The organism is Enterococcus sp. AZ050 (genome assembly GCF_051715085.1).
GTDB lineage: Bacteria > Bacillota > Bacilli > Lactobacillales > Enterococcaceae > Enterococcus > Enterococcus faecalis.
Window position 1 is genome coordinate 1,412,942 of record NZ_JBIOTC010000001.1, and the last position, 26,630, is coordinate 1,439,571.

At 36.0% G+C, this 26,630-nt stretch carries 35 protein-coding genes; 4 read left to right on the top strand and 31 right to left on the bottom strand.

The window, feature by feature from the left end:
- Positions 1–44: 44 nt before the first annotated feature.
- The 19 genes from IGJ04_RS06875 to IGJ04_RS06965 all read right to left on the bottom strand — a co-directional run bounded on the left by IGJ04_RS06875 (position 45) and on the right by IGJ04_RS06965 (position 11,841).
- On the bottom strand, positions 45–1,358 hold the full coding sequence (locus IGJ04_RS06875) for an NCS2 family permease (RefSeq protein WP_002355107.1): 1,314 nt from the start codon (positions 1,356–1,358) through the stop codon (positions 45–47).
- A gap of 396 nt (positions 1,359–1,754) precedes the next feature.
- On the bottom strand, positions 1,755–2,450 hold the full coding sequence (locus IGJ04_RS06880; RefSeq protein ID WP_438840061.1) for a DUF3800 domain-containing protein: 696 nt from the start codon (positions 2,448–2,450) through the stop codon (positions 1,755–1,757).
- 398 nt (positions 2,451–2,848) lie between these two features.
- Positions 2,849–2,905 (bottom strand): hypothetical protein, encoded by a 57-nt coding sequence (locus IGJ04_RS06885; RefSeq protein ID WP_229065712.1) that lies wholly within the window; start codon positions 2,903–2,905, stop codon positions 2,849–2,851.
- 308 nt (positions 2,906–3,213) lie between these two features.
- The gene (locus IGJ04_RS06890) at positions 3,214–3,417 is read right to left on the bottom strand and encodes a cold-shock protein (RefSeq protein ID WP_192411274.1); all 204 of its coding nucleotides are present in this window, start codon (positions 3,415–3,417) and stop codon (positions 3,214–3,216) included.
- Positions 3,418–3,439: 22 nt separating this feature from the next.
- Positions 3,440–4,342 (bottom strand): hypothetical protein, encoded by a 903-nt coding sequence (locus IGJ04_RS06895; RefSeq protein ID WP_372372915.1) that lies wholly within the window; start codon positions 4,340–4,342, stop codon positions 3,440–3,442.
- Between the two features lie 22 nt (positions 4,343–4,364).
- A complete protein-coding gene (locus IGJ04_RS06900; RefSeq protein ID WP_438840062.1) occupies positions 4,365–4,898 on the bottom strand; it encodes a hypothetical protein in 534 nt (177 codons plus the stop codon).
- Positions 4,879–5,364, bottom strand: coding sequence for a hypothetical protein (locus tag IGJ04_RS06905; RefSeq protein ID WP_438840063.1), 486 nt, complete (start codon positions 5,362–5,364; stop codon positions 4,879–4,881). Before IGJ04_RS06905 ends, IGJ04_RS06900 begins: the two co-directional genes overlap by 20 nt.
- Positions 5,365–5,588: 224 nt before the next feature.
- Complete coding sequence (locus tag IGJ04_RS06910; protein WP_192411271.1) at positions 5,589–5,729, bottom strand: hypothetical protein; 141 nt, start codon at positions 5,727–5,729, stop codon at positions 5,589–5,591.
- Between the two features lie 205 nt (positions 5,730–5,934).
- Complete coding sequence (locus tag IGJ04_RS06915) at positions 5,935–6,078, bottom strand: hypothetical protein (RefSeq protein WP_372372922.1); 144 nt, start codon at positions 6,076–6,078, stop codon at positions 5,935–5,937.
- A 5-nt stretch (positions 6,079–6,083) separates the two neighbouring features.
- A complete protein-coding gene (locus IGJ04_RS06920) occupies positions 6,084–6,263 on the bottom strand; it encodes a hypothetical protein (protein ID WP_192411269.1) in 180 nt (59 codons plus the stop codon).
- A gap of 52 nt (positions 6,264–6,315) precedes the next feature.
- Positions 6,316–6,843 carry a DUF3206 domain-containing protein gene (locus IGJ04_RS06925; RefSeq protein WP_438840064.1) on the bottom strand — a complete coding sequence of 176 codons (528 nt, stop codon included), beginning with the start codon at positions 6,841–6,843 and terminating at the stop codon, positions 6,316–6,318.
- Between the two features lie 221 nt (positions 6,844–7,064).
- Entirely contained in the window at positions 7,065–9,449 is a 2,385-nt protein-coding gene (locus IGJ04_RS06930; protein WP_438840065.1) for a phage/plasmid primase, P4 family, read from the bottom strand.
- A gap of 22 nt (positions 9,450–9,471) precedes the next feature.
- The gene (locus IGJ04_RS06935; protein WP_438840066.1) at positions 9,472–9,699 is read right to left on the bottom strand and encodes a hypothetical protein; all 228 of its coding nucleotides are present in this window, start codon (positions 9,697–9,699) and stop codon (positions 9,472–9,474) included.
- A complete protein-coding gene (locus IGJ04_RS06940; RefSeq protein ID WP_438840067.1) occupies positions 9,699–9,866 on the bottom strand; it encodes a hypothetical protein in 168 nt (55 codons plus the stop codon). The genes IGJ04_RS06935 and IGJ04_RS06940 overlap by 1 nt, the downstream gene beginning before the upstream one ends.
- Positions 9,856–10,122, bottom strand: coding sequence for a hypothetical protein (locus tag IGJ04_RS06945; RefSeq protein WP_438840068.1), 267 nt, complete (start codon positions 10,120–10,122; stop codon positions 9,856–9,858). The genes IGJ04_RS06940 and IGJ04_RS06945 overlap by 11 nt, the downstream gene beginning before the upstream one ends.
- Before the next feature lie 140 nt (positions 10,123–10,262).
- Positions 10,263–10,934, bottom strand: coding sequence for a Rha family transcriptional regulator (locus tag IGJ04_RS06950; protein WP_438840069.1), 672 nt, complete (start codon positions 10,932–10,934; stop codon positions 10,263–10,265).
- Between the two features lie 3 nt (positions 10,935–10,937).
- The gene (locus tag IGJ04_RS06955; RefSeq protein ID WP_438840070.1) at positions 10,938–11,216 is read right to left on the bottom strand and encodes a hypothetical protein; all 279 of its coding nucleotides are present in this window, start codon (positions 11,214–11,216) and stop codon (positions 10,938–10,940) included.
- 100 nt (positions 11,217–11,316) lie between these two features.
- Positions 11,317–11,628, bottom strand: a complete 312-nt coding sequence (locus tag IGJ04_RS06960) for a hypothetical protein (protein ID WP_438840071.1) — start codon at positions 11,626–11,628, stop codon at positions 11,317–11,319.
- Between the two features lie 3 nt (positions 11,629–11,631).
- Positions 11,632–11,841: a helix-turn-helix domain-containing protein gene (locus IGJ04_RS06965; RefSeq protein WP_101731979.1), complete on the bottom strand. Its 210-nt coding sequence runs from the start codon at positions 11,839–11,841 to the stop codon at positions 11,632–11,634.
- Positions 11,842–11,996: 155 nt separating this feature from the next.
- Here IGJ04_RS06965 and IGJ04_RS06970 point away from each other — a divergent pair, with 155 nt between their 5' ends.
- Together IGJ04_RS06970 and IGJ04_RS06975 are read left to right on the top strand one after the other, a co-directional pair.
- Positions 11,997–12,572 carry a helix-turn-helix domain-containing protein gene (locus tag IGJ04_RS06970; RefSeq protein ID WP_115354576.1) on the top strand — a complete coding sequence of 192 codons (576 nt, stop codon included), beginning with the start codon at positions 11,997–11,999 and terminating at the stop codon, positions 12,570–12,572.
- Between the two features lie 58 nt (positions 12,573–12,630).
- Positions 12,631–13,776 (top strand): tyrosine-type recombinase/integrase, encoded by a 1,146-nt coding sequence (locus IGJ04_RS06975; protein WP_438840072.1) that lies wholly within the window; start codon positions 12,631–12,633, stop codon positions 13,774–13,776.
- A gap of 224 nt (positions 13,777–14,000) precedes the next feature.
- Here the strand turns inward: IGJ04_RS06975 and IGJ04_RS06980 are convergent, their stop codons facing one another.
- Together IGJ04_RS06980 and IGJ04_RS06985 are read right to left on the bottom strand one after the other, a co-directional pair.
- On the bottom strand, positions 14,001–14,738 hold the full coding sequence (locus IGJ04_RS06980) for an SDR family oxidoreductase (protein WP_002359155.1): 738 nt from the start codon (positions 14,736–14,738) through the stop codon (positions 14,001–14,003).
- Positions 14,738–15,319, bottom strand: coding sequence for a DapH/DapD/GlmU-related protein (locus IGJ04_RS06985; protein WP_002355105.1), 582 nt, complete (start codon positions 15,317–15,319; stop codon positions 14,738–14,740). The genes IGJ04_RS06980 and IGJ04_RS06985 overlap by 1 nt, the downstream gene beginning before the upstream one ends.
- 107 nt (positions 15,320–15,426) lie before the next feature.
- Between IGJ04_RS06985 and IGJ04_RS06990 the strand changes: the two genes are divergently transcribed.
- A complete protein-coding gene (locus IGJ04_RS06990) occupies positions 15,427–16,311 on the top strand; it encodes a LysR family transcriptional regulator (RefSeq protein WP_002365269.1) in 885 nt (294 codons plus the stop codon).
- Between the two features lie 19 nt (positions 16,312–16,330).
- Here the strand turns inward: IGJ04_RS06990 and rbsU are convergent, their stop codons facing one another.
- The 4 genes from rbsU to rbsR all read right to left on the bottom strand — a co-directional run bounded on the left by rbsU (position 16,331) and on the right by rbsR (position 19,654).
- Positions 16,331–17,218: a ribose/proton symporter RbsU gene (rbsU, locus tag IGJ04_RS06995; RefSeq protein ID WP_025194038.1), complete on the bottom strand. Its 888-nt coding sequence runs from the start codon at positions 17,216–17,218 to the stop codon at positions 16,331–16,333.
- Positions 17,219–17,238: 20 nt separating this feature from the next.
- Positions 17,239–17,634: a D-ribose pyranase gene (gene rbsD / locus IGJ04_RS07000; protein ID WP_002355102.1), complete on the bottom strand. Its 396-nt coding sequence runs from the start codon at positions 17,632–17,634 to the stop codon at positions 17,239–17,241.
- 15 nt (positions 17,635–17,649) lie between these two features.
- The gene (gene rbsK / locus IGJ04_RS07005) at positions 17,650–18,567 is read right to left on the bottom strand and encodes a ribokinase (RefSeq protein ID WP_438840073.1); all 918 of its coding nucleotides are present in this window, start codon (positions 18,565–18,567) and stop codon (positions 17,650–17,652) included.
- A 91-nt stretch (positions 18,568–18,658) separates the two neighbouring features.
- Positions 18,659–19,654: a ribose utilization transcriptional repressor RbsR gene (gene rbsR, locus IGJ04_RS07010; protein WP_002359151.1), complete on the bottom strand. Its 996-nt coding sequence runs from the start codon at positions 19,652–19,654 to the stop codon at positions 18,659–18,661.
- Positions 19,655–19,865: 211 nt separating this feature from the next.
- Here rbsR and IGJ04_RS07015 point away from each other — a divergent pair, with 211 nt between their 5' ends.
- Positions 19,866–20,840, top strand: a complete 975-nt coding sequence (locus tag IGJ04_RS07015) for an alpha/beta hydrolase (protein ID WP_438840074.1) — start codon at positions 19,866–19,868, stop codon at positions 20,838–20,840.
- 62 nt (positions 20,841–20,902) lie between these two features.
- Here the strand turns inward: IGJ04_RS07015 and IGJ04_RS07020 are convergent, their stop codons facing one another.
- From IGJ04_RS07020 to IGJ04_RS07045, 6 genes are all read right to left on the bottom strand, one after another.
- Positions 20,903–22,270 carry a PTS ascorbate transporter subunit IIC gene (locus IGJ04_RS07020; RefSeq protein ID WP_438840075.1) on the bottom strand — a complete coding sequence of 456 codons (1,368 nt, stop codon included), beginning with the start codon at positions 22,268–22,270 and terminating at the stop codon, positions 20,903–20,905.
- 14 nt (positions 22,271–22,284) lie between these two features.
- Entirely contained in the window at positions 22,285–22,584 is a 300-nt protein-coding gene (locus IGJ04_RS07025) for a PTS sugar transporter subunit IIB (RefSeq protein WP_002367331.1), read from the bottom strand.
- Between the two features lies 1 nt (position 22,585).
- Positions 22,586–24,595: a BglG family transcription antiterminator gene (locus IGJ04_RS07030; protein WP_438840076.1), complete on the bottom strand. Its 2,010-nt coding sequence runs from the start codon at positions 24,593–24,595 to the stop codon at positions 22,586–22,588.
- A gap of 165 nt (positions 24,596–24,760) precedes the next feature.
- The gene (locus IGJ04_RS07035) at positions 24,761–24,985 is read right to left on the bottom strand and encodes a hypothetical protein (protein ID WP_010827787.1); all 225 of its coding nucleotides are present in this window, start codon (positions 24,983–24,985) and stop codon (positions 24,761–24,763) included.
- A gap of 46 nt (positions 24,986–25,031) precedes the next feature.
- Positions 25,032–25,433: an LPXTG cell wall anchor domain-containing protein gene (locus IGJ04_RS07040; protein ID WP_016616802.1), complete on the bottom strand. Its 402-nt coding sequence runs from the start codon at positions 25,431–25,433 to the stop codon at positions 25,032–25,034.
- Positions 25,414–26,547: a DUF916 and DUF3324 domain-containing protein gene (locus IGJ04_RS07045; protein WP_010707083.1), complete on the bottom strand. Its 1,134-nt coding sequence runs from the start codon at positions 26,545–26,547 to the stop codon at positions 25,414–25,416. Before IGJ04_RS07045 ends, IGJ04_RS07040 begins: the two co-directional genes overlap by 20 nt.
- Positions 26,548–26,630: the final 83 nt, after the last annotated feature.

The following is a 26,630-nucleotide window of genomic DNA, read 5'->3' on the forward strand; positions in this document are numbered from 1 at the left end:
TTCATTGTCTTATGAATCAACTATTTGATAACTTTCTCTCTTGCTTATTGCGCATTCAGGATCCACATGAATCCGACAAAAACAAAGAACAAGCCATACATAATTGGCGAAACTTCTTTCCCACGTTTTGCCGCAATCATTGTAATTGGATAGAAGATAAAGCCTAAGGCAATCCCATCTGAAATGCTGTATGTCAATGGCATTCCTAACAAGATTAAGAAGGAAGGAATCGCAATTTCCATCTCGTTCCATTTAATTTTGCTTAAGGATTGTGCCATCAAAACACCAACAATAATCAACGCTGGTGCTGTAACTTGCGAAGTGACAACTGCTAACAAAGGAGAAAATAGCAAACTGAAAATAAATAAAATCCCAGTTGTAATAGCTGTGATTCCTGAACGACCACCCACAGCAATCCCCGCAGATGATTCGACATATGCGCCAACTGGCGATGTCCCTAATAGAGAACCAGCTAACATCGCTGTTGAATCAGCGGCTAAAGCTTTCCCCACACGCGGCATTTTATTGTCCTTCATAAAACCTGCTTGATTGGCTAAGCCCACCAACGTACCAGCGGTATCAAAGAATGTTACTAATAGGAACGTTAAAACCACGACCCACATTTGAATCGTATTGATATCTTTCACATGTCCTAACGCCACTAAAAATGTTGGTTCTAAACTTGGCGCGCTTGAAATAATCTTATCAGGCATTGGAATAACGCCTGTCGCTAAACCAACAATCGTTGAAATCGCCATCCCAATAAAAATACCACCCGGTACTCGACGAACTAACAAAATTGCAGTTACGACTAAGCCGACAATGGTAACCCACGTTGAACCAACATTCAAAGGTCCTAAGCCAACGAGTGTCGCATCATTAGCCACAATTAAGCCACCTTGGCTTAAACCAAGAAAAGCAATAAACAACCCGATCCCACCTGAAATGGCAAATTTCAAGTCTGCAGGAATTGCATCAATAATTAGCTCGCGTAATTTAAAAATTGTAATTAAAATAAATATCAATGAAGCCACAAAAACGCCTGCTAATGTCGTTTGCCAAGGAATCCCCATACCAACAGAGACTGAATAAGCAAAGAATGCATTAATTCCTAAAGCTGGTGCTGTCGCAATCGGATATTTCGCCAACACACCCATTAAAATACAACCTAAGGCACTCGCTAAAGCGGTGGCAGTAAAAACAGCGCCTTCGTCCATGCCAGAAGCACCAAGTACGGTTGGATTAACGAACAAAATATACGCCATTGAGATAAATGTGGTGAAACCAGCTAACATTTCTCGTTTCATATTCGTATTCAATTGTTCAAGTTCAAAATATGAACTTATTTTTTCTTTCATGTTCCGTCCTCCTAAAATCTAAATATTTTACAATGTTCGTAAAATATTCAATTTATTAATGAAACAACGTGCTTAGTTGAGCGAATATTATTAAGCACGAATAGTTCCATTTTACTTGATATAATGGGACTTTGCAAACTAGCCTATTCTATTAAATACACATAGTTTTGACTACAGGCACAGACCTTTGCACAGACAAAACCACCACGCTGATAGATGTTTTTTACATAAAAAAAAGACCTGTAGCAGGTCCCATGACGGCTGGCGTATTTAGACTACGCTTAATACTTAGTATCAGTTTCATCATGTAATCAGTCTAGGTATGATACCTATCTGTAACTTAAGTATATTGTTTTATTTCTCTAGTGTCAACAGTAAAATTACAATTCTACTTTCTTACGGCAATCTTAAACATCTATGATTAGGAATTTCCCTTAATTCTTTGTTTTCTTTGATAAATGAAGTCCATAATCTATTAGCTAAAATATCACTAGCTTGAATCAAATAGTTATTCGCAGAATTACAGTAACTTACATTTACTTTAACTTTACCAGTAAAAAGTGGCTCATGAAATTTCCCATAATCAAAATTAACAATACCCTTTTTAAGTTCCTCAAAAATAGAATCTTTTAAGCTATAAAAACCATCTGTTGCAGTAGCTTGTTCATCCACACATATATTAATCTGTATATCTTCTGATGGATCCAAATTTCCGAGACGAATATGATATTTTAATTCTTCTTTAACCAACCTTTTTAACACATAATCTTTGTATCTATGAATGGACTTCTTACTACTAAGAATACTAGAATAAACTCTTTGTACATCAACTGTTAATCCCATAGTATTTTCATATTTCATAGTTCTGAATAAAGAGGCTTTATGCTTAGGATTTTCAATAAAACATGCTTTTAATTCCCCTTTAAACTCTAAATGCTTTTTAATTTTCTTATTGATACTAAAATATTTTCTTTTAAATTGATCTTTTGAATTATTATCTAAAAAAAATAAGCCTGCATAAACAAAATAGCGATTAGGAGCGTTCTTATGTAATACTCCTGAATCATCAAAATAAAAATATACTTTTTGCATATCGCACTCCAATTAATTATGATAAATAATTTTATATCTTTTTTAAGATAAAAACAAGTTTAAGTTGCGTTACGATTTATGTTAACAAATTTTCATAACGACACAACTCAGCAAATTCTACTAACGCTAACGCATAAAGGTATTATAAAAATTTTATACCCCATCATATCCTATTATAAGATTTAATCTTAGCAATTCTTAGCAATATTCACCAATTCTTTTCTAAACCTAATGAAATACTTTAACTCTTCCCAATTGAATTTATTTGGTTTCATGATATAATGAATTTAGAAAAAGGACGTGCTACGAACACGCCCCAATGTAGAACCGTTAAAAAGACGGTGGCTTTTGGATAATTTATTTTTTAAACCATCTTACTCGCCAAAGTAAAAGATGGTTTATTTTTTGTTATTGTCATCTTTGATAGCTAAGACTAACATTGCAAATGCAATCATCAGACTTAAAGCTTCATAAGTTGACAAATCAGGCTCTCCTTTCTCTAGATTTGATACTTACCTTCATAAGCACCACCTCCTAGACTTTGGATTGCCACCACCTTTTTACTTTTCTACATGGATATTATACTAAGAACTAAGCGTTTGTGCTATACTATTTTTATAGTGTCAATCCTATTCTTTTCTGTGTCAGCTCAAGTCATTTTTGGCTTGAGCTTTTTTAGTTATCTGACTTATTATAAACAATTATATTTAACAAGATATACAAAAAAAAGCCCATCTGGTTAGATGAGCTCATACATCAGTTATTATTTAACCACTACCACATTATAGGCTTGTGGTCCTCTTTTTTCCTCTGCTACTTCAAACTGAACTGTTTGCCCTTCTTCTAGCGTTTTATATCCTTCGGTTTGAATTGCTGTGTAATGGACAAAAATATCCGTCGCGTTCTCGTCAATAATAAAGCCAAATCCTTTTTTAGTATCAAACCATTTTACCGTACCTGTTTTCATGTTTTATATCTCTCACTTTCATTTATTTATTGCTATAAAGTTTATTCATAATTGTATCTGCGAGCGCTTCTTGATCAATTAAATCGCTTAAATCTTTTACTTTTTTCTCAAAATCGGGATCTCCTTTATAGTTATTTTCAAAATAATCACTTCTTAAGTTGCCGACTTTAATTTCTGAACATTTTGGTGTGACTAAACTATCCATGTAACGATTAAAGCTTACACACTTCTCTAAAATAAGATTTTTACCAATAGCCACGCCGATAAAATTACGATTTCTAATATTTTGAATGATTCCATCAAATTCACGTACTAAAAGCTTCACTTGCTTCATATAATCGTCTAGCGTGAATACTTTTGTTTTAATTCCTTGTTTGTTTGCAATTTCTGCTAACATTTTCATAGCTAAAGGAATCCCTTGATAACGTTCAAAATATAATCTAAATTCTGATTCACTTAATTTAACTTGACTTAACGCTTCTAGCTGAATCATGATTTCAGAAGTAATTGGTACTGTGTACGCTTCTTCTACACGAGATCGTAAAACTTCTGCCATATATCGTACTTCTTCTTCCCATCCCTCTAAAAGTTGAGTAAATTTAGCATTTTCCTCTTTTTGTACCTCAATAATTTTTTCGTTTAGCGCTTCATTAATATAGCTATTTTCTAAATCAGCCATTTTTTCTTTATACTCTTCATGAATTTTTGGTGCCTCTTTTGCAACTTTAACTAAACGAATCGCTAAATCTTCTACTTTCATATCTTTTCTTTTTTTCGCTTCATGCACAATTTTTTTCTGCTCTTCTGTTTTTTCTTTACTTTCCGTTAGCCCCATATATCTCTCCCACCATTTAGTCAACGCCTGATCACGTTCATTTTTTTCCTGATTACTTAAGGATGCTGATTCTTTTTTTCTTTTAGTCATTTCATAAACCCTCTTTCTTTTTCTATGCTGGTTCTCTCTCAAAACCTAGCTGTATAAATTTTCTAATTGTATCTTCCTTCTCTGCACTAAACACTTTGGCTTCGCTTTTATTCCCTAAAACAAACTGTTCTTTGTATGTTCCTTCATTTATAAGCCTAACTAGATATAAGTCTTTACCTATCTTCAAATGAAAGGCTGTACTTATGGCTAATATAATTTTCCGCATTTCTTCCGCTAAATGCTCTATCGCTTGCCGTCTTACTTTCGTTACTTCTTTTTTGGTAATTCCGTATTGTTCTGCTATTGCATCGTCAGAAATTGGTCTGACAGACTGATATAGTCCTGTTTGTCGGTTAAATTTATAATAGTCTTTTGAGCGATAATAAACATCAATTAATATCTTTTTATCTGATTCGGAAAGGTTCTTTAGCCCGTTGAAAAATATTTTTGCACTTTCAAGTTCTACCCCTTTTAACTCATATCGTGCTTTTTCGTAGTATTGCCAGCGTGTAAGATGATACGACGGGCTAACATAATCATAAAGCAAAAAAGTCACACATCCTCTCTAGGTTTTCCTCTACGTCATCGGAAAGTTCGCTCTCTTCTTCTAATTCTATATTTTCCATAAAACAAATAGCTGTTTCTATCTCTTCAATCTCATCTAGTACGCTCTCTATAAGCCTTTGAGGGCAATCAACCTCTTCTTTATACTTGAATCGCCTAATGAGCAATTGTTGCTCTAAAGGCTTAAGAGTAACCCAAAAGCGCTTAAAATGTTTTTGACGAAAGGTTGTTCGTTTAATTCGTTTATCTATTAGCTCTAGCTTTAACAAAAGTTTTTCCACTTCTTTATCTGGTCGGAAGCCTTTTGTAATCATTTCCGACCCATCGAACACAATGTGCGTTGTCATATTCTGACTAAAAAATTCAATACGCCTTAACTTTTTTATTGAAAGCAACTTTTGCAATACCAACGGAAATGAGAGGTAGTTTTTTATAACAATTTCATCAAATGGATCCATTGATAACGTGCCTCTCTTTCTTAAAACTTAATAGAAATTTCTTTTTTAGAATGCCGAAAGTGCCGACTTTTTAGGTGTCTGATGTACAAACAAAAAGAGGACACAAGACCGCTACTCAATTAAGAGTAAGCTGTCTCATATCCTCTGGTTCTTCCTAGTAAGATACAGATATTTAACTATCGTTATTATACCATTTTTTTATCTGTGTGGGTAGTTGTAGACTGCTATTTTTTAGGTAAAACATGAGAAGTAATTGTATCATACTTTACTACTTTACCATCTTTCACAATGAGTTTAACTTCTCCATATTGTGGCAATTCTACCACTTCCGTTTTTTTATTATTATCAATGTATACTTTATCCATAGTAGCTTAGCCTCCTGTAATTTAACACATTTTTCTCAAATACTTTAATTCCCTATATAAGATTTTAAATTAGGTTTTATAAGGTTCTCAATATCTATATAAGATTTAATGTCTGGTTTTGTGAGGTTCTCAATATCTATATAAGAAAAAAGTCAAGTTTAGTCAGGTTCTTTTTTAGGGCGGAAGAAATAGAAGCTTTTTTCTGTTATTTCTTCTTCAACTTTCTAAGTTTCTTCGATAATCGTCGTTTTTCAAACTCTTTAGCATTGTTCCCTTTGGAAGATCTACGGTCTTTAGACTGCACATTTAATGCATGTTTTGTGCCTGCTGGTTTTTTCTCTCTAATCATGACTATTATTCCTCCTCATACCAAATAGAAATAGTTGTAACTGACGTAATCTCCTCAGAATCTCCGTAGCTTTCTCCAGTCTGTTTAATGTGTTTGATTTCAATATACGGGTTCTCCTCTAAAAAATCGTTTAATTCACGCTCTAACTTGTTGATATTTCCTCTTTGAAAAATTTTAACTTTCATAATCGCTACTCTCCTTGTCTTATAATGTACAATTTGTAGTATTTTGTAGTATTTAAAATTTGGGTTGACTATCAAGATACGTTATAAACTCATCCGAACATAACAAAAGAAAGGTAAATTTATCAAAAAGATCTACGTACAAGCTCTCCTGATTCTCAGTAAGATTATCTTTTGCTAAGGCAAAATAAAGCCGAATCAATCGCGCTAATTCTCCTTTAAGCTGTTCGACACTCGAAAAATTTTCATCTTCTAATAAAGACTGTACAATCACTCCTTGCATGCCTCCTGCAGCTTCTTCTAACCAATTAGGGTCTTTTTCCATTTCCGCTAAAACGATAGGGGAAAAATGTGAAATATCTCCAGTAAAATGTCCTCGTGTAAAAGCCAGCATATTGGATAAAAAACTTCTTGTAATTTCTTCATATTCAAAATTTGGTTCTTTTTCTGTAGATAATATAAGCATAAAATTTCCTCTTTTCTTTATCTTTTTTTTTGTTTGGTTATCAATTCCACAAAAAATTGATAACCGCTCAAAGCATTGGGGGAGTAAGGATAGAACTATTTGGTTATTGGTTATCAATTCTTTTTACTATTCCTCAAACTTTTATTAAAACTTTATTTACGAATTTCAATAGATAAAATTAGTAACTGATAACCAAAACGCTAAACTCTTACTCTCCCAAGGGGTAGAAGTGGTTACCAATTTATTTTGAATTGATAACCATTTTTTTATGAATTTCTCTTCTCTCTTACTCTCCCAAGGGATTTGCTCGGTTACCAATTTATTTTTAAATCGGTAATTTAACTTATCAGCTTTAAATCGTTTCTTACTAAAGATTTGTAGACTATTCCATTTTCTGGTGGTTCTTCATAGTTGAAAAAATCCCCCAATGCTTTTATTTTTTCTATCTCATTCACGCTATATTTTGTATTTTTATTTATCCAACTATTCCCTAATAAATATGTGAACTGTTTAGAAAATTTAATTTTACTCAACGGTTTAAAATTATTTTCATTGCAAAACTCTTTATATTGAGAGTAAACCATATAAAAAGGGATTTTGTTTATTCCTAAAGGCTTGAACACTGTTTCTCTAAAATCAACTAGAGGGTCATTTTCTTGTTTATATTCTTCTAAAAGTTTTTTAGAAACATCAGGTACTATAAAACGTTCAAAATCCATATTTACCGCTTTATGCAAAACGTATTCGAGCACTTCTTTTCGGTTGATATACTCTTCTTTTATTCTCCAATCATCTTTAGCACCTTCAAATGAAGCGTTAAAAGGTACAATAAGCAAACGACGATACGTTCCGTTAGATTTATTACGAATTTTAGGCATCTCATTGGTAGACTGAATAACAGTCACATACATTCGAGCGCTATAGGGCATTCTGTTTTTAACTTCAATTAGTATAGTCTCATTAGTCACTACACTATTAAATTCCGAACTATCATCAATGTAAATCCCTGCTCCTACATCATCCCCAATAACTGCCACTTTTTCTACTAATAAAGCGAGTTTAAAACGCTCACTAAACTGATTTATTTTTAACGTTGCGATATTCTGTGGACCAATTAGGTTATATAATAACTGTTGATACGTTCCTTTTCCGTTTGATCCATCACCCATAAGCCAGATTGATTTTTTCCTTGAATAGTTCCCGTTAATCGCATCACTTATTACCTGCCATAACAAAGTAGTTATTTGTGCATCTCCGCAAGCAATTTCGTTCAACCAGCTCTCTACATCCCACTCATTAAATTTAGGTAATGGCGGATTTTCTACATATGCTGTTGCAATTTTTGATGTAAATACATAATTAGGCGTAAACGGTTCTAGTTGTTTCGTTTTAAGATTAAATACCCCGTTTTTCACTGGTATAAGATATCTTGAGACCGTTTTAGGCTTTATTTTAGCTTCTTTCCAAATATGAAAAATAACATCATTTACCGCTCTAGCATTGTGTTTCGGTTCAAGCCACCCAATCACTCGTTTTATTTGTGTTTCATTTTGTGTATAAATACCTTCTTTTGGCTGATACATAGCTAGACGAGTATTTTCTTCCATATCAAATAAGCAAAACTCAATATATTCTTGAAGTATTTGACCACACTGTAGCGTAGATAGAGAAGTTGGTGGTTTACCTCTTCCTCCACTTTTTTCCCAGCTTCTTTTAAGCTTTTTCAGTTCTTTTTTCCTTCTTTCAGCCAATGCAAACTTTAACTCTTTTCCAGAATAAAGGACTTGTGTCTCTCCTAATTCTATTCCCTCAAATTCTTCATAAGGATCGCTATATGCCCAACCGAAAAAATCCACAAATGGCGTTCCGTTCTTGACGGGCGAGGTATCATGCTTAAAATGTTCAATATTATGCGTTGCCCAATCGCTATTACCTAAAGCTAAACGAGTTAGACATTCTTGAACAGTATCAAAATCTATCTCTCCTGTTTCAAAAGCGTATTTAATATTCATATAAGGGTTCAAATAATAAGCACGGTCCAGTAATTTTTCTCCTACATTTTCGACATAAGCCTCTACCATTTTAATTGCTACTTCCTTGGTTAACTCCTTGCGAACAGTCTTTTCTTCTTTGTAGGTTTGTTGTTCTTCTGATACATCTAAATACTCATCTACCTTCAAAGGATTCGCTTGTTGACGAACAATAAGTGTTTCTGATGAAAATTCATTTAATATAGGTAGCCCTGCTATTTGTGAATATGTTTTACTCGCTAAATCAGCTTTCATACCAATTTGATTTACGATATTTTGCCAAAGGCAATCGTTTTCCTCTTTTGTATAGCTTCTGTCAGTATCTATTACTAACCGATACCTTAGGCCAAAATCTGAAACGTTATTTTTTATCGTAGGATAGAGAATATAACTAATTCCTTTTAGGGATTCAGCAATCTTTTTTATAAAATTTTCTAAATCTCTATCCTCTAGTTCGTCATAGTCAATAGCGACTAACTCTTTTCTTAATAGATTATCGTTTGAGCGCTTCCCTATCAGATCACCCGCAAGAAAATAACTCGCTTTTCGCTTAAATGGTTCTATTGATTCTTTTGTAGCGTGTTCTCCTAGAGTTACTCTTTCGGGTACGTATTCCATAAGATAGTCAAAAGAGGAAACTCCTTCTACCACCTTCATTTTTTTACCAAATCCCTTACTTACATAGATACTCAATTTTTACTCACATCCTCTATACCTAATTACTTTCCATTTTTTCAATAAGTTCTGATATTTCTAGCAGAATAGATCGCACAGCATCGCTTGGCTGATACTTTGCATGTCTACGCAACTGCTTAACCAATATTAGTCGTTCTTCTACCGTTGCTAATATCGCATATTGGAATGTTTTTTGTATGACTTGTGCACATCTCTCGCCAAGTTGTTCTTCTAACGTCATCATTTGTTTTTCTATCGCTTTACTCATTATTTGCGCCCTCCGTTTTCCATTTGATAAGCATGTTCGTCATAAGCCATATATAAATACACCGCTAAACCTGTAAAAATAGTCAATTTTGCGATTAATGGTAATAAGCCGAAAAATCCGCCTATTAAAAGGCATAAAATCATTAAATTTTTATATTTATTCATCATCTGTTCCTTCTTCCTCATTAGCGTAATCTAAAATAAGGCTAGCTAACTCTTCCACTTGATCACTAAGCATTCCTAAAGTTTGCATCAGATTTTCGATTCCGTGAGTATTGACTAAACTATACAATGCTAACTCCCTGTCTCGATTATTTTTAGCTTCGCCTACTTGGAGCATGATACAATCTAGATAATTAACCATCACTTTCATCGGTGCTTGTAAATCATTCATTTTAAAAGCAATCTCATTCAAATTTTTCATTTTGTGTTTTCCTCCAATATTTGTTATAATTAGAGAAAAGAATTATAGGGAAGTTCCCTACGTTACTGCCTTTTACTCTGTCCGCCAAGACTATTTCGAGTAAAGGCTTTTTTCTTTTCTCTATTCATTGTATTTGCTCCTTAATTTGTTTTGGCTGGCATTTTAAGTGTTGTTTGATATAAAACACCTTGACCACTTAAAATGCTCTTAATCGTGTCATAATCCATTTTGAGAGTAAGCAATGTAGCTACTTGTTGCTCTCGTTTGTACACCGCTTCTATTTCTTCTGACGTTAAAAAATATAATATCGTTGACTTTTTACTTACCTCACGAGCTTCTCTTAATTGCTTAGCGTTAAATCCTAATGCTGTTTTATAAACCAAATCTGTATAGTGTTTGTAGTAATGCGGGGAAAGCTCCAACTCCTTGATGACATCTGTCATTGACTTACGCACACTTTTTTCTTTTTGCCGTTCCATACGTCTAGCATAAAGCTCGTTCTTCATGTCATAGAACTGTCGCACTAGCGCTTTCTTAAATCGTCGAACTGGTTCGGTATTATCTAGATAGGTGATAAGTAAGGTCGCTTGTTCCTCATTTAGGTGATAAATTTCCTGCTTTCTTCCTCGACCTTTATTTATTTTCGACATTTCAAATGTCGTTTTTCCAAATTCATTTAGATCCTTTTCATAAGTTCTAATTAATTGTCGCACTGCTCTGTGTTCGATTTCTGCATATTCGGCAATAATCTTACTGGTGGTATATGGTTCTTCCTCAATGTATTGCGAATGTAAAAATACTAACTCTTCCATTTTCTAATCCTCCAATTCAATGCCTAATAGATCACTCAATTGCTCAATATACTGATAAATTAAATTCTGATAATCTCCCAAAGCGATTGGCTTACCTTCTGTCATGATTTCTTCCGCTTGATTCAATTTATACAATTCTTGTAACACAGATTTTACTGTCGGTTGCTCTTGAAATAATACTGCATCCGCTAACTGACCAATCTCTTGTTTAATTGAGCCTAAAGATGTATCAGGTTCAAACTCTAATAATTTATTTACTAACTCTTTTGCATTTTCGTTCATAATAATTTGCCTCCTATAAATTAAAAAACATTTGCGACTGACAATTGGCTAAAATATGTGCTTATCTCGGCTTCTCTTCTATTGGCGTGATGGTTTTTTATTATTCATTTTCGAGAAGCCAAGCAGTTATTGCTTTTTTTGAAAAAACCTGTTTACGCTCTGACAGTGTTTTCCCTGTTGGTAGTCCTTTTGCTATCAATTCATCTAAATAAGCTTCGGAACAGTTGTTTAAAAACCGCCTTACACCTACTCTCGTATAGATGAGGTCATTGTCTAACTCGCTATCTTTTCTAGCTCGTTCTATCGCCTCTAATGTTGTCTCGTACACCTGCTTACTGATTTCATTCAATTGATTTTTATCAAGCGTGTGGGAAACTTTAATGACTACTGGAGATGTTTCGACTTGTTCCATTGGTTAACCCTCCTTATAAATTTTTTCATTTACCAGCCAGTCAACTAATTTTTTATAGACTGTTTTTCGCACAGACAAGATTTTTTCATTTTCAATCTGTCCTAGCGTTCTTCTTGAGATACCAATTTCTTGAGATGCCTTTTCTAAAGTGATATTTTTTCTTGCTCGGCGTTCTCGTAGCTTGGCTATCATCTCTAAATCTAGTTCAAACATATTCTCACCTCTCTCTTACGTTCCGTTTTCGAGAACAACTAAAATATACCGTACCCGAAAAAGGAAGTCAACACTTTTGTTCCGTTTTCGAGAAAGAAATTGAAAAAAGTACCCAATTCGTGTATAATGCACTATAAATGAAGGAGGCGCTATAATTGCAAAACAGGTTAAAATTTTTAAGAGAAACTTTCGGCCTATCTTTGGGAGATTTGAGCAAAGCTGTAGATATTCCTAAAACATCCTTGAGTAATTACGAACGAGGAGAACGCTCACCCAGAATAGAGATATGGGAGAAGCTAGCAGACTATTTCAATGTGCCAGTTACTTATTTAATGGGTCTTAGTACCGAAAAGTCTAAATCTAGATATATTAAAGTAAATAAAGATGATATATCTGAGCAGCATAGACAATCTATTGAAAATATAAATGAATTTGTTTCTCAGCTATTGACAGAAAACAATGAGTGGTATGCCAGTCAAGTTAATCAACTTACGGATAATCTGAATCAACTTTTTTGGTTTTCAAGGTTTAACGATGGCGACTATAGCTCTATTATTATTCTAACTAGTATTAGTGAAGTATTAAAAAATATAAATTATACAGACTTTTTCAAAGATAATGACGGCGCTAAACTAAGTCAAAGTGAAATTACAAATAAATATCTTGAAACTAGCTTAGAAATTAACAAACAACTTAATCAGTTTTTTATAAAAAAATTAGATTCGTTATAACATCCCTCTCCCCTAACATCTACATACTATTGGCGTGGTGGTAGATAGGAGGAAAACAATGACACAAATTAACAAATATACAAAAAAAGACGGTACAACCGCCTATATGTTTAATGCTTATGTAGGACGTCATCCCAAAACTGGTAAAAACGTTTATCGTAAGCGACAAGGATTTAAAACAAAAAAACAAGCACAAATTGCGCTTGCTGAAATTCTGAAAGATATAGAAGAAAATGGGTTGAATAACAAGCCTTCTGTTTTGACGTTTAAGCAACTTTACGAGAAATGGTTAGCACAGCAACGATTAACTATTAAACCCTCATCAGTCGCTGTGAATAAGCGTTTTGCTGAAAAGCACATATTGCCTTATCTCGGCGACTGTAAACTTGATGAGATAACAGTTATACAATGCCAGGACTTGGTTAATAAATGGTTTAATCAAGGACACAAGCAATACTCATTCTATAGAAAACTCACTGCTCAAATTATGCGCTATGGTGAATCCATGGAGCTAATGAACAGCAATCCTATGCGAAAAACAATCCTTCCTAAGCGAAAAGAGGAAGAAACAAAATTGGAATATTATACTAAAGACGAATTGAATCATTTTTTTGATTGTCTAAAACAATATGGTAATTTTAAACAGCTAGCCTTTTTTAGACTGTTAGCCTTTACTGGTTGCCGTAAAAGTGAAATTTTAGCTTTGCAATGGAAAGACCTAGATACTACAAATAAGACCGTGTATATAGGCAAGACCGTAGCGAAAGATGAATTTAATAATATACTCATTCAAACGCCTAAAACAGCTTCTAGTACACGTTCTATCAGCTTAGACAATGAAACACTTAAAATCATGGCTAAATGGCGTACAATCCAAAAGAGCGACTATTTTCAAATGGGTTTTAATACATCTAGCAAGGAACAATACATTTTCACGAGTAAACATAACGAATTGCTTGCTCCAAACGTAGTTAATATATGGCTAAACTGTTTAATAAAAAAATATGATTTACCTAAAATCACACCACATCATTTTAGACATACACACGCAAGTTTACTTCTTCAATCAGGCGTACCAATTAAAGAAGTTGCAGAACGATTAGGACATACTAGCACTTCAATTACTGATCGTATCTACTCGCATGTTATGCCAGAAGAAAAAGAAAAAACTGCGGATAAATTTGCTCAATTTGTCGGATTTTAACAATGCACAGACAAAAGCACAGACCTTTACTAATTCAGAGGAAATAAAAAAGTTAGAATCCTTATAAATAAAGGTTTCTAACTGGAATTAGCAACACTATTAATGAAACAACGTGTTTAATCATATAATAAACCAACAAATAAGTAAATATCAAATTCTAAATTCTGTAAAAAACGAACAATCACGATTAAAAAAAGTATTCCTTTCTAGGAATACTTTTTAAATTAAATCGTTTGTGTGGTCGGGCGAACAACCATTTCACTGATTGACATACGATCTGGCGTGTCTATGGCAAAGACCACTGCTTGCGCAATGTCTTCCGCCTTTAAGCCCCAACTTAACTGTTCTAGATGTAACGTTTCAGCTACTACTCGATTAGAAATTGTTTGATAAAGTTCTGTTTGTACAGCACCTGGTGAAATAATCGTTGATTTAATGTTATTCTCTCTTTGTTCTTGTCGCAATCCTTCCATAATTGCTCGAACAGCAAACTTTGTTCCACAGTAGACAGCCGAATCTGGATAAACGACATGTCCTGCCACAGAATCAGTAGCAATAATCTGCCCTGATTTTTGTTCAACCATAATTGGAAGAACTGCCGCAATGCCATTTAAAACACCCATAATATTAATATCTAGCATTTGACGCCATTCTCCTTTTGGTGCTTCAATAAGAGGCGCCGTTGGCATAACTCCTGCATTGTTAAAAAGAACATCAATTCGTCCATATTTTTCCATTGTAAGCTTGATTACACGCTGAACTTCTTCTTCTTTCGTTACATCTGCTTGTTGCACGAGAATCGTTGCTTCAGGAAGTTCTTTTTTTATAGCAATTAAACGTTCTTGTCGACGTGCTGCAATGACTAACTTCGCTCCTTTTCTGGCAAGTAAACGGGCTGTTGCCTCACCAATGCCACTGGAAGCGCCCATGATAACAATAACTTTTTCTGATAATGATTTCATTATATTTCCTCCTTATCTTCCTGAATCCAACGAATAATTTTAGCTGGTGTTCCTGCAACAATAGCGTTAGCTGGCACATCTTTAGTTACAGTCGCATTAGCTGCTACGATAGCATTTTCACCAATCGTAATACCTGGTAAAACAGTGACACCCGCGCCTAACCACGCAAATTTTTTAATGGTAATCGGTGCTAGCAATACACCTCGCCGTTTCATTGGCAGTTCCGGATGATTGACACTTAAGAGATTAACGCGCGGACCAATTAAAACATTGTCTTCAATTATAATGCCCCCTAAATCAACAAACATAGCTGCCCGATTAATAAAAATATTTTTACCAAAATGTATATTGCGTCCGAAATCTGTATAAAAAGGCAATAAAATCGTAACGGTTTCGTCAATTTTGTCTTGGATAATCGTGGCAAGAAGATTCCTTACTTCATTATGTGTATAGGCTTGTTGATTTAATTCTATTAAATAGCGACTATTTTCCTCTTGAATCTGATGAATAAGTTGAAATAGTGGTTCATCTTTATCAATGCTACCTGTTGCAATTAGTTCTTGGAGATTTTTTGTAAGCATTCCTAATCGCCTCCTTTTGCTAAATTTATCGTAATACGTGACAACTCCTCTGTCTAATACTTATAATAAATAGATAAGTATGCGTTTTAGTTATAGGAGGGAAAGTAATGGAATTACGAGTGATTCACTATTTCTTAGCAGTGGTCCAAGAAAAAACGATTAGTGGCGCAGCCAAACAATTGCATGTATCACAGCCAACATTATCTAAGCAATTAAAAGAATTAGAGGAAGAATTAGGCGTGACATTATTTATACGAGGAAATCGACAAATACAACTAACACCTGAAGGAGAATATTTAGCTAAACAAGGGCAAGATATTTTAAGCTTAGCGAATAAAACAGTCACCAACTTGTCGCAAAATGAATTCATTAATGGCGAAATCACGATTGGTGGCGGCGAAACAAAAGCTATGTCTTTTTTAGCGAATGCACTACAACAAATAACAAGCCAGCACTCAGCTGATATTCACCTTCATTTATACAGTGGGAATGCAGATGATGTAATAGAACGGCTAGACAAAGGATTATTAGATTTTGGTTTAATTATTGAGCCTGCACCTAAACAAAAATATAGCTATTTAACATTACCAATTGTAGATACATGGGGCTTAATTACTGTAAAGGACCATCCCTTAGCCACTAAAAATGTTATTACTGCAGCCGATTTAAAAGAAGAACCTTTATTTATTTCTCGACAAGCACAAGTTCCGAGCCAACTCTCTGATTGGCTCGAAGCAAGTCTAGATCAGTTCCGAATCGTTGGGACCTACAACTTACTTTACAACGCTTCACTGATGGTAGAAGCTGGGCTAGGTAGCGCCCTAAGCATTGATGGTATTCTAGAAACAAAGCAAACAAATTTACGTTTTATCCCGCTATATCCTGCTTTAACAGCCAAAATTAGTTTAATTTGGCGCAAAAATACGGTTCTTTCCACAGCTGCTGCATTATTTTTAGAACAAATAAAAAAAAGTATTCAACGCCCTGAATAATAGGTCGTTGAATACTTTTTTAAATCATCACTGTGATCGTAGCTGCTGCCAAAATCAAAACTAAGCCGATAATCGTTATGGTCATTTCCTTGGCTGTTTTCTTTTGACCTAAGAACCAAATACCTGTCAACGTTGCAAGCACAACTGATGTTTGGGATAGAATAAAGCCAGTTGCCAAGCCGTTCATATCTGGCTGCGCTGAAATTAAATAAGTTAACGCTGCAAAGGCGAAGAAAAAGCCTGAAAAAATTTGTTTGTAAGAAACAGCTTCTATAAATGGGGATGTTTCCCCACCCTTAATAGTGACAACTGCTGAGTAAATAACTGCCACAATTACCATGCCTATTGCTTGTGGTAAAAAGGCATGCATGCCATCAATTGCCGTCGCTTGGGGTGCTGCAGAGTACGCCCAATAGCCGATTTCACCAACGGCTAATAGAAGAACTGCTTTTTTCATAATCCCAGCACTCTCAGCGGACTCCGTTTCCGACCAGACCGTCATTTTGGCACCAATCATGATTAACACTAAGGCAAATGCGCCTAACAATTTGGCTGTCGCACCTGGCCAGTTTCCTAAGAAAAAGACACCCCAGAGAGAAGCACCTAAAAGTTGGAACGCGGTCGTTACTGGCATGGCACGTGATGAACCAATCATCGTGAAGCATTTAAACGTAATGATTTGCGCACAGGCCCAACCGACACCAGATAAAATTGAAAAGAATAAATCCATGCCCGCTGGAAAAGCCAAACCATTAATCATTGAAAAAATAGCGGCAAAAATCAATGTTCCTAAACTGGTACCGAGAATTTGATTCACTGGACGACCACCAATTTTGGAAGCGATTGTTGGGAAAAGCCCCCAACCTAGAAGCGGTCCTAAACCGATTAACAATGCAGTCGCATTCATCTCTATTTCCCCTCTCTCGTTTAAAAGACAACGTTACTTTCTAATAAAATATTTGCGTAAGGAGTCATTTCCCCCGTCCGAATAAAGGCATGGCAGTTGTTTAATTCTTGTTTCATTTCTGTATGAGGAATAAAACTGATGGGAGTTTCTGGTAAACGAGTTTTAATTGCTGTCAACATGTCAGGATTTTCTGTTTTAATTTCTTCTGCTAAATAAATTCGTTGAACTGCCAATTCCTCAAGGACATTGTTTAAAACTTCCATAAAACTAGGGACGCCATTGGTAACTGCTAAATCAATTTTTTCTGTAGTCCGAGGCACTGGCATGCCTGCATCACCAATACTTAATTTATCAAAATGACCCATTTGTGCGATGACGCGGGAAATATCTGAATTAATAACTTTTGTTTTTTTCATGTCGCTCGCTCCTTTTTATTTGTCTGCCAATTCGTGTTGATAAGGAATCGAAGGTTGGGCTCCAAAACGTTGAACAGTCAACGAGGACGCCTTGTTTCCATAACGAATAGCTTCTTCCAAATTGCTAAAATCTTTTTCTAATATACTACTTAATGCGCCAATAAAAGTATCGCCAGCAGCCGTTGTATCAACCGCTTTCACTTTAAAAGCAGGCACAATACCACTTCGTCCATTGACGTCATAAAAGGCGCCTTTACTACCTACTGTAATAATTACTGCTTCAATCCCTAATTGATGAAGTGCTTCTGCGGCTTTACGCATACTCGCTTCATCTGTGATTTTAATGCCTGTTAAAATTTCAGTTTCTGTTTCATTTGGTACAATCATATCTGTAACGTTTAGTAATTCTTCAGGAACTTGTTCTAACGCAGGTGCGGGATTTAAAATCGTTTTGACGCCTGCTTTTTTAGCAATTTTAAACGCTGCAATCGTACTATCAATCGCACTTTCAAATTGGGCAATCACAAAATCACTTTTTTCAATAATTTCTTGATGTTCCTGGACTTGTTTTGGCGTAAAGGCGTTATTGGCTCCCGCGTAAATCATAATGCTATTTTCACCAGCGTTATCTACCATAATAAAGGCTTGGCCAGTAGCTGTTTTCTCTAAAGTGGTGACCCCAGTTAAATTAATTTCATCTTGACTCATTAAATCAGTCATCATAGCTCCAGCGCCATCATTTCCCACAGCACCAATAAAATATGTTTTTGCGCCTGAACGTTTCGCTGCAACTGCTTGGTTTGCTCCTTTACCACCACCTGCTGTAAAATGTTCAATGGCGTGAATTGTTTCGCCTGGTTTTGGCATTTCTTTGACTCTTAATGTTGTGTCTAAATTGATACTTCCGATAATTGTAACCGCGTTCATTTTCATCCACCTCAATAAAATTTATTTTTTCATTCTAATTAAAACGTTTTAGTAAAACGTTTTAATTCCACAACAAAAATATAGCACACCTTGAAAGCTATTTCAAGGGTGCTGTCGAAAATCGTTCAATCAGTTGAACCGGCAAGGTTTGCTCCTCCCAATCTTTTGCAGGCTGATGGATTCTTTCCAATAATAAAGTCGCCGTAGTTTGCCCCAATTGAAAAACAGGTTGAGCAATTGTTGTTAGCGGCGGCGAAACATACTCGCACATATCAACATTGTCATAACCAATAATACTATAATCCTCAGGAATTTTTTTGCCCGCTTCTGCTAATCCTCGATATAAACCAAAAGCAATTTCATCATTGATAGCAAAAATTCCGGTGCTCTCTGTTTTTAAAATTTCGGGGACAGCTTGGTAGCCGCCGGTTTTTGATAATTCTGTTTCGATCAACTGGACCTTTTCCGTATAAACAGAACAAAAACCTTTTAACCGTTGCTGAATATTGACTGGCGCATGTGGTGGCATTACCACGACGACCTGTTCATGTCGTTGCTCTTGTAAATGCTTTGCTGCTAGTTGCCCACCTCTATAATCGTCTGTCAAAACAGCGTCGCTAAAGCCTTCTGCTTTTTTTTGGTCAAGTACAATAAACGGAATCTTTTTCGCACGTAGCGTTTCATTAATCGTTTGATTGGAAATTTCAGAACTTGCAATCACAAAACCATCGACACTGCGACGAATCAACTCTGTTAAATATTCATGTTCTCTTGTAACATCTTGGTCCGCATTGCATAACATCAGTATAAAATTTTCTTTGTATAAAACACTTTCAATTCCTCGAATCAATTGCGCGAAAAATGGGTTGGTAATATCAGGTACGATTACGCCAATTGTCTTACTTTTTTTCATCACCATACGTTGCGCAAAATAGTCGGGCTGATAGTTTAATCGCTCTTTTGCAGCCAATACTTTTTCGACCGTTTTCCCACTAAACCGTGCCCCATTCCCGTTTAAAATTTGTGAAACGGTAGTAATGGAGACACCTGAGTCATTGGCAACATCTTTAATTGTAACCTTTTTATTTGTCATCCTACTTCTCTCCTTGCCGTGAACGCGCCCATTCACCGGACCTCTTAATCTCATTTAATTTACTACAATCATTTACTTTACGCAACCACAAATAAATACGTACATTCGTTTAAACCGTCCTTTCATCCCTTCAACAAATTTCGTTGTTCTACTTTTAAAATGTTATACTGTAGAAAAAATGATTTACTTTTTGCTGAATGGAGGGCCTTAATTGAAAAAGAAATCGATTGGTTTGTTGTTAGCTAGCGCATATTTGTTTCACGCACGTTCTCGTCAAAAATCCTTAAAAGCCTGTCTTTTTGAAGATTCTTTACGTCTTTCCCAAATTGCTCGACTTGAACGAAATCCGAAAGTCACCAAGGCTTTTTATCATTGGCAACGATCATTAAATGAACAAGTAACTTTGCCAAAACATTTACGTCATCTTTTTCCTCTTCAAGAAATGACTCAATTTCCTACGATGTATCGCATGTCAAACTCCGTTATTGCGCCTACCAAGAAAGCTGTACTGTACCTGCATGGTGGGGGCTTTACATTGAATCTTGCCTATAGCCAATTAGACTTTAGTTATAAACTAATTGAAGATCTCCCTTTTGCAACAGATTATTTTATCCCTGTGTATCCATTAGCACCAAATAAGTCTTTTGCTGATATTTATAATCATTGCTATGCTGCTTATCAAGAAATTTTACAGCATTATGATCCCGAAGATGTTATTTTATTAGGTGATTCTGCTGGTGGTACATTGGTTTTAAACGTATTGCAGAATTTAGCCATCGATTTCCCTGAACGATTACCAAAAGCTGCTGTTTTAATTTCTCCTTGGTTAGATGGACATTTAGACATTCCCGTTGCCAAAAGTTATCAAAAAAAGGACAAAATGATTGGCATGAACTATTTACAATTAATTGCCCAAGAGATTGACGACACGGCCAATCACGACACGCTTTCTTTAAATTGCTTGTCCTTTGATTATCAAAAATTTCCGCCACTTTTTTTCGTGGGCGGCACACATGAAGTTTTTTGTCCTTCCTATCACCAATTTTTAAAACAATTAGGGCCACGACCACAAGATACTTGCCGATTGGTGCCTGGCATGCAACACGTTTTCGCAATGAAACAATACTTGCCAGAAGGACGACAAGCGCGGAAACAAATTGCACAGTTTATCCAAGAACAATGGTAAAAGGCAAGTGGGACAGAAGTCAAAACGACTTCTGTCCCACTTGCCTTTTTAGAACAAAACACTTAGTTTTCTTCGGCGACTTTTTTCTCCCGCATAGTCAAAACAGCGCTAGCCAAAAGGACAACCACTACAAAACCAATGATTCCTCCTACTAAAAGACTCGGACCTGCCTCACCTAATTTGCCTAAAAATAGGCCTGGGATTAAATAATCTGTATCCGCAAACGTTGAGGATGCTAACTGTAGATCACCCAAGACTGGTAAAATGAATAACGGTAACCAACTAATTAATAAGCCATTAAACGCAGCCCCTAAAATCGCTCCCCGACGTCCCCCTGTGGAATTTCCAAAAACACCTGCCGCGGCACCACAGAAAAAGTGCCCGACAACGCCTGGTATAATCACAGTGGTATTCAGACCAACCATCGCTAACATTGAAATAGTTCCCACAATAAAGCTCACAAAGAACCCAATCAAGACAGCATTTGGCGCATAAGGAAAGATAATGGGAACATCAAGTGCTGGTTTAGAATTAGGCACTAATTTTTTAGCAATTCCTTGGAAAGCTGGCACAATTTCTCCTAAAGCCATCCGCACACCCTGTAAAACCACAACGAAACCAGCCGTAAAGGTTCCTGCTTGAATTAATGAAAAGATAATCGCATTTTCGCCATTGCTTAACTCATGCTCGACATAACCTGTCCCAGCCAGCAAAGCCAAAATCACATAGACAATCGACATCAAAATCATAATTGAGATGGTTGAGTCTCTTAAAAAACCAAAACTTTTAGGAATTTTAATATCTTCCGTTGACTTTTCTTTATTCCCAAAGACTTTTCCAATAAAGCCACTTGCCGCATAACCAATATTCCCTGTATGCCCCATTGCTACTTTATCATTTCCAGTAATTTGTTTCATAAAGGGCTGACAAAGAGCAGGTGTCACTGTTAATAAAGTTCCTTCAAATAAACCACCTAAAAGAATCATTGGCAAACTAACGCTAAAACCGGCCCCCACTAAAATAACGGCTGTCAAACACGAAACGTACATCATCGCTTGACCTGTCAAAAAGATATATTTAAAACGTGTAAAACGCGCCAACAGAATATTAACAACCATGCCTACCAACATAATCAGAGCAGTTGGTGTCCCATATTGTTGCAAGGCAATCGCTACAACCGCTTCATTACTAGGCACCACGCCTTGTGTATTTAACGCGGTTTGGAACATCTCCGCAAAGGGCGTTAACGAGTTCGCTAATAGCCCTGCGCCACCAATTAAAACTAAGAAGCCGACGAATGTTTTCAACGTTCCTTGAACAACATCAGAAAATTTCTTTTTCTGTAAAACTAATCCCAACAAAGCAATTAATGAAACCAGAATCGCTGGCTGGCTAACAATTGAAACAAATAAATTCAATAAAGTTTCCATGTTTTTCCTCCTTCTTATTGATGTGCAATGCCATTGTCATCTAAAACTTTCAAGACTTTCTCCTTCGTTTCATCGTAATCAATAATCGCATTTAAAGGAATGATTTTTTCAGCAGGAATTGACCCTAAAGCATCTTGCAATGTTTTTTCGACAAAGAAGTAATCAGCCATATCGCCACTGGCACTCCCGACATCTGTGTGATCAATTTGAAAATTATCTGTATCAACACCGACTTCCTCTAAAATTTGTTGGATATTCATTTGCACCATAAAACTTGTTCCTAAACCACTTTGACAAACTGTAAAAATCTTCATCTTATTTCTCTCCTTCTTGGATAATTGATAGTATTTCTGGGACGGTTTCAGCCGCCACTAAGCGACGTAATGATTCTTTTTTTGATAGAATTTTTGTCAGACTAGATAAGGCCCGTAAATGTGTTTCGTTATCTGAAGCAGCTAAACAAATAAAAAGGTGAATTTCATGCTTAGGATCTTCTAATAAATCGACACTTTTTTGGATTTTTAGTAATGACATGCCTAACTGATTAACGCCATCTTCTGGTCGCGCATGAGGCAATGCTACGTCTGGACAGATATGGATAAATGGCCCAAACGATTCGACTTTTTGAATCATTGCATCAATGTACTTTTCCGTAATACTGCCATTTTTTAATAACGGCTTGGCAGCTTCTGTAATTCCCGCTCGCCAGTCTGCAACTTCAGGCAGGACTTGGACTGTTTCTGTTGTTAATAATTCCGATAACATTGGACGCAGATCCTCCTCTTTTTCTAAAATTTTGTTCATTTTACGATGCAAGACACGATATAACTGCGCTTCTGTGACTCCTTTTTTTAAGGAAATGTAAGGTTTTAAGGCATCTAAAATATCTTTAACATCTGGCATGGAAATACCTGGCAATAGCCAATCTGATTGAACTTGGTGCATCAATTGATTTTTCTCCAAAGAGCTCATAATGGGTTTGGTAAGATAAACCTTTTTGGCTGTTTCAATAGGGACCGTTGAGAAAATGATGTCATAGCTTTTTTCAGACACATTCTCTATTTCCCTCACCGCATTCGTTTCTTTAAATTCAATCATTGGAAATAGCCGACGCAATTCCGATTGCAAAATCAACGAAGAACTGATACCACTGGGACAAACAATTAGCGCTTTTAGCTTTTCTTGCCGCTGTTCATTTTTTTGGCCGAAAATTTCTCCACCAAATAATATGGTAAAAAAACCAATTTCCTCTGACGGGATTGACCGTTTCGTTAATTTTTCTAAAGGAGCTAACGCTTGTTCACAAAGATGATAAAGCGACCGATATGATTGTCGAATATCCTTGATTAAAACATTCGGCAAGTAAAAGCCATAGTTAATCCGAAAATAGGCAGGAACCAGATGATAATACACATTCATGAGCAATTCACGAGGCTGCTCAAATTGAACGACGGCCAATAATTCCATTTTCCGAATAATTTCACCAGAAATATCTAATAAAAACTCTAACTTCGTATCTCGCAATTCTCCTTGCAAGGCTGTCATTAAACAAATCGTGAAAAAAAGACTCTCAGTTTCTACATTCGCCACTGGCCCAACTAAATCACTTAAAATACGACGACTGACGGGATAAGCGCGTAAGGACTGAATTAACTGGTTCTCAGGCCAGACGACTGTTTTATATTTGCCTAATCTTTTTTGAGAAAAAGCAAGAAAGTAACTAATTTCATCCAATCTGCTGGGTACCAGTTGAAGCTGCGCTTCCTGGACGGCTAATTGAATGCCGTCACGCATTTTTGCGTATTGGCTCATTTGATGCTGACTGAGCCAGCAAAATAAAGCAAAGGTGCCCGACTTTTGTTGTAAGAGGCGGGCAAGCCAATTTTTCCCGAAACGACGAATCCGAAATTCATCTCCTTCTAGGTAAAATCCTCGTTTTCGTTCGTAGGATAAAGCAATGTTTTCAGTTGCTAGTTGGTGTCGTACTTTTTTGATGTCCGCTAAAATAGTACCTTTCGAAACGTCTAAAAAATTTTGGTAATGATACACCGATAGTTCTTCGATTTCTGAATAAGTGAGCAAAAAAATAAGTGCTTGTCTTTCTGTTTCGCTATAAATCACTTGACGTTGTTGAAAAAGTTGTTTTCCCCATTCATTTGCGGAAAGGTTTGGAATACTGACGGTATTCTGTTGAACTTCTCCGCCTATTGTCGAAAGTTGCGTCACTAATTCTCGTTGTGAAAGATCGGTTATTTGTTGAGCCAAAGAGAGCGTAATTTTTTGCCCTGCATACTCGTCAAGGAGATAACTTATTTTATAATTCACAGCTGTGTCCTCCTCCTGTAATCATCATATAATGATAGCGCTTTAATTTCTATCTAAGTTGGGTACAAATGTCTATTGTACTTTTTTGATAAATTGTACCGTTCTTTATTTTAAAGTTAACAAAAACCCGTTGCAAGTTTCTTAAAAACTTACAACGGGTTGTCATTATGTTAATTGTGTTTGTAATGCGATATTCAGTAAGATGGCTATCGCTACCCAGCCGCCACACATCACCAGAAGCAGCCAACTAAACATTGATTGTTTTATTAAAGACTGCTTAGGCTTTGCTTGATGAACAAAATTCATGCTACTTACTAAGAATAGTAAAAATAAAGCAAAACAAAGGACGGCCAAGCCAGCACAAATCCAAATCCACATCGTAATCTCCATCTATATTCCTCCTTCTACAATTGACTCTGTTTATAAAAACAGCACATTATTTTTCCTTTTTCCTTTTTTTATTCAAATAATAGAAACTTATTAGTACTACGAGTAAACATGCAATACCAAGGCTGTAAAGCCACGTGCTATTTCGTTCACCTGTCCTTGGTAAGGACGTCTGTGCAGCTGTGGGATTCGTCTTAGCAGTGGTTTTTCTGCTCACTTTGTCTTGTTGTTGTGACGTTTTTTTACCTTTATTAGTGACTGGTTGTTCTGTTGACTTAGTGCCACCTTTCGTTTTTAGAGGTGCCTTCCCTCCATAAAACGTCACACCGATATTCGTTTGTCCCGCTTCTTCTGCAAAGCTCTCAGAAGAAGCGGTCAGAATCGCAATGCTGACGGTTAAAAGTATTCCCAATGTCACCAGAAGTGATCCTTTACTTTTCGCTGTCATCATCGCGCACTCCTTGTCTATTTTTCAAGGCTGCCTGTTTTTCTTGTTGTAAATAGGCTTGTTGTTTTAGTATCGCTTTCTGTTGTGTAAAACGCCAAATAGCTAGAATTAGACTCACAATTGTTGCAGCTAACAATCCATAAAAAGCTTGATTCCACCAAGTCGGTAGGACCAATTTCACTACTGCTTCTTTGTTTAATTTCTTGGCTTCTTGACTACTGATGGTAAATTCTTGCTTAAACGGCCACACTTGTTGTTCATCTTCTTTCAAGACCGCTTCTCCTTCAAAAATATAGGTTCCTGGACGTACATCTTCTTTTCCAAAATCTAAGTGGAAGTTCATCGTTGAATTCGGTGCAAAACGAACACTTGGTAAAATCCGTTTGGCATATTCTTTCGTTTCGCCTTTTTTCGTTACTTTTCCTTCTAAACGTACTTCAGGAAAAATAGCGGATGTCGGATTCTGAATAACCGCTTGGACCGATTTATTTCCTAAAGCAATGGTCGGAACTAATTTAACTAATTGAAGAGTCTCTGCTAGATACATCGGTGTATCTTCTGACATTCGTAAAGCAATTGCTACATTAAATCCATATCGACTGGTTAAACCCGTTGATTTTCCTTTTTCTTCCTTTTCATCTTCTGCAAGCGAAGCATAAACACCACCCAAAACTAATCCTTGGAAACCATTCGCTGGAATTTCGACAGTCATTTTGGCTGTTACGGTTTTCTTAGCGGGAACTTTTACATGTTCCTCAGGTAATTTAATTAATGTTGTCAAGGGTACTTTTAAACTTGAATCTGGTTTTTTCTCAAAATCATTGTACACAATTAAACCATTGTCATTCGTCACAGCATTCGCCAAATTTAAATCAATCGTTAATTCTTCATTTGTTTTATTAATTAATGACAGTTCTACTTCTTGTTTCTGTCCTGGTTTCACAATGAGATCGTAGTAGGATTGCGTATTTTTCGCTTGATTCTCTGGAATATTGGGTTTAACTGTAAATTTTGTATTCATGTTGTCATCCGCTTCTTCTGCTTGTACAGCAGAAGGGATGCTTAATGCCATCACACAAATAAAAACTGTGACGATTAGCCAGCGCATTGTCTTCATTATTTGTTCCTCCTATGTATCGAAAAGGAGCCGTGCACCAGTGCGCAGCTCCTTTTCTAGTAATGCAGTATTCTCGTTAGTAA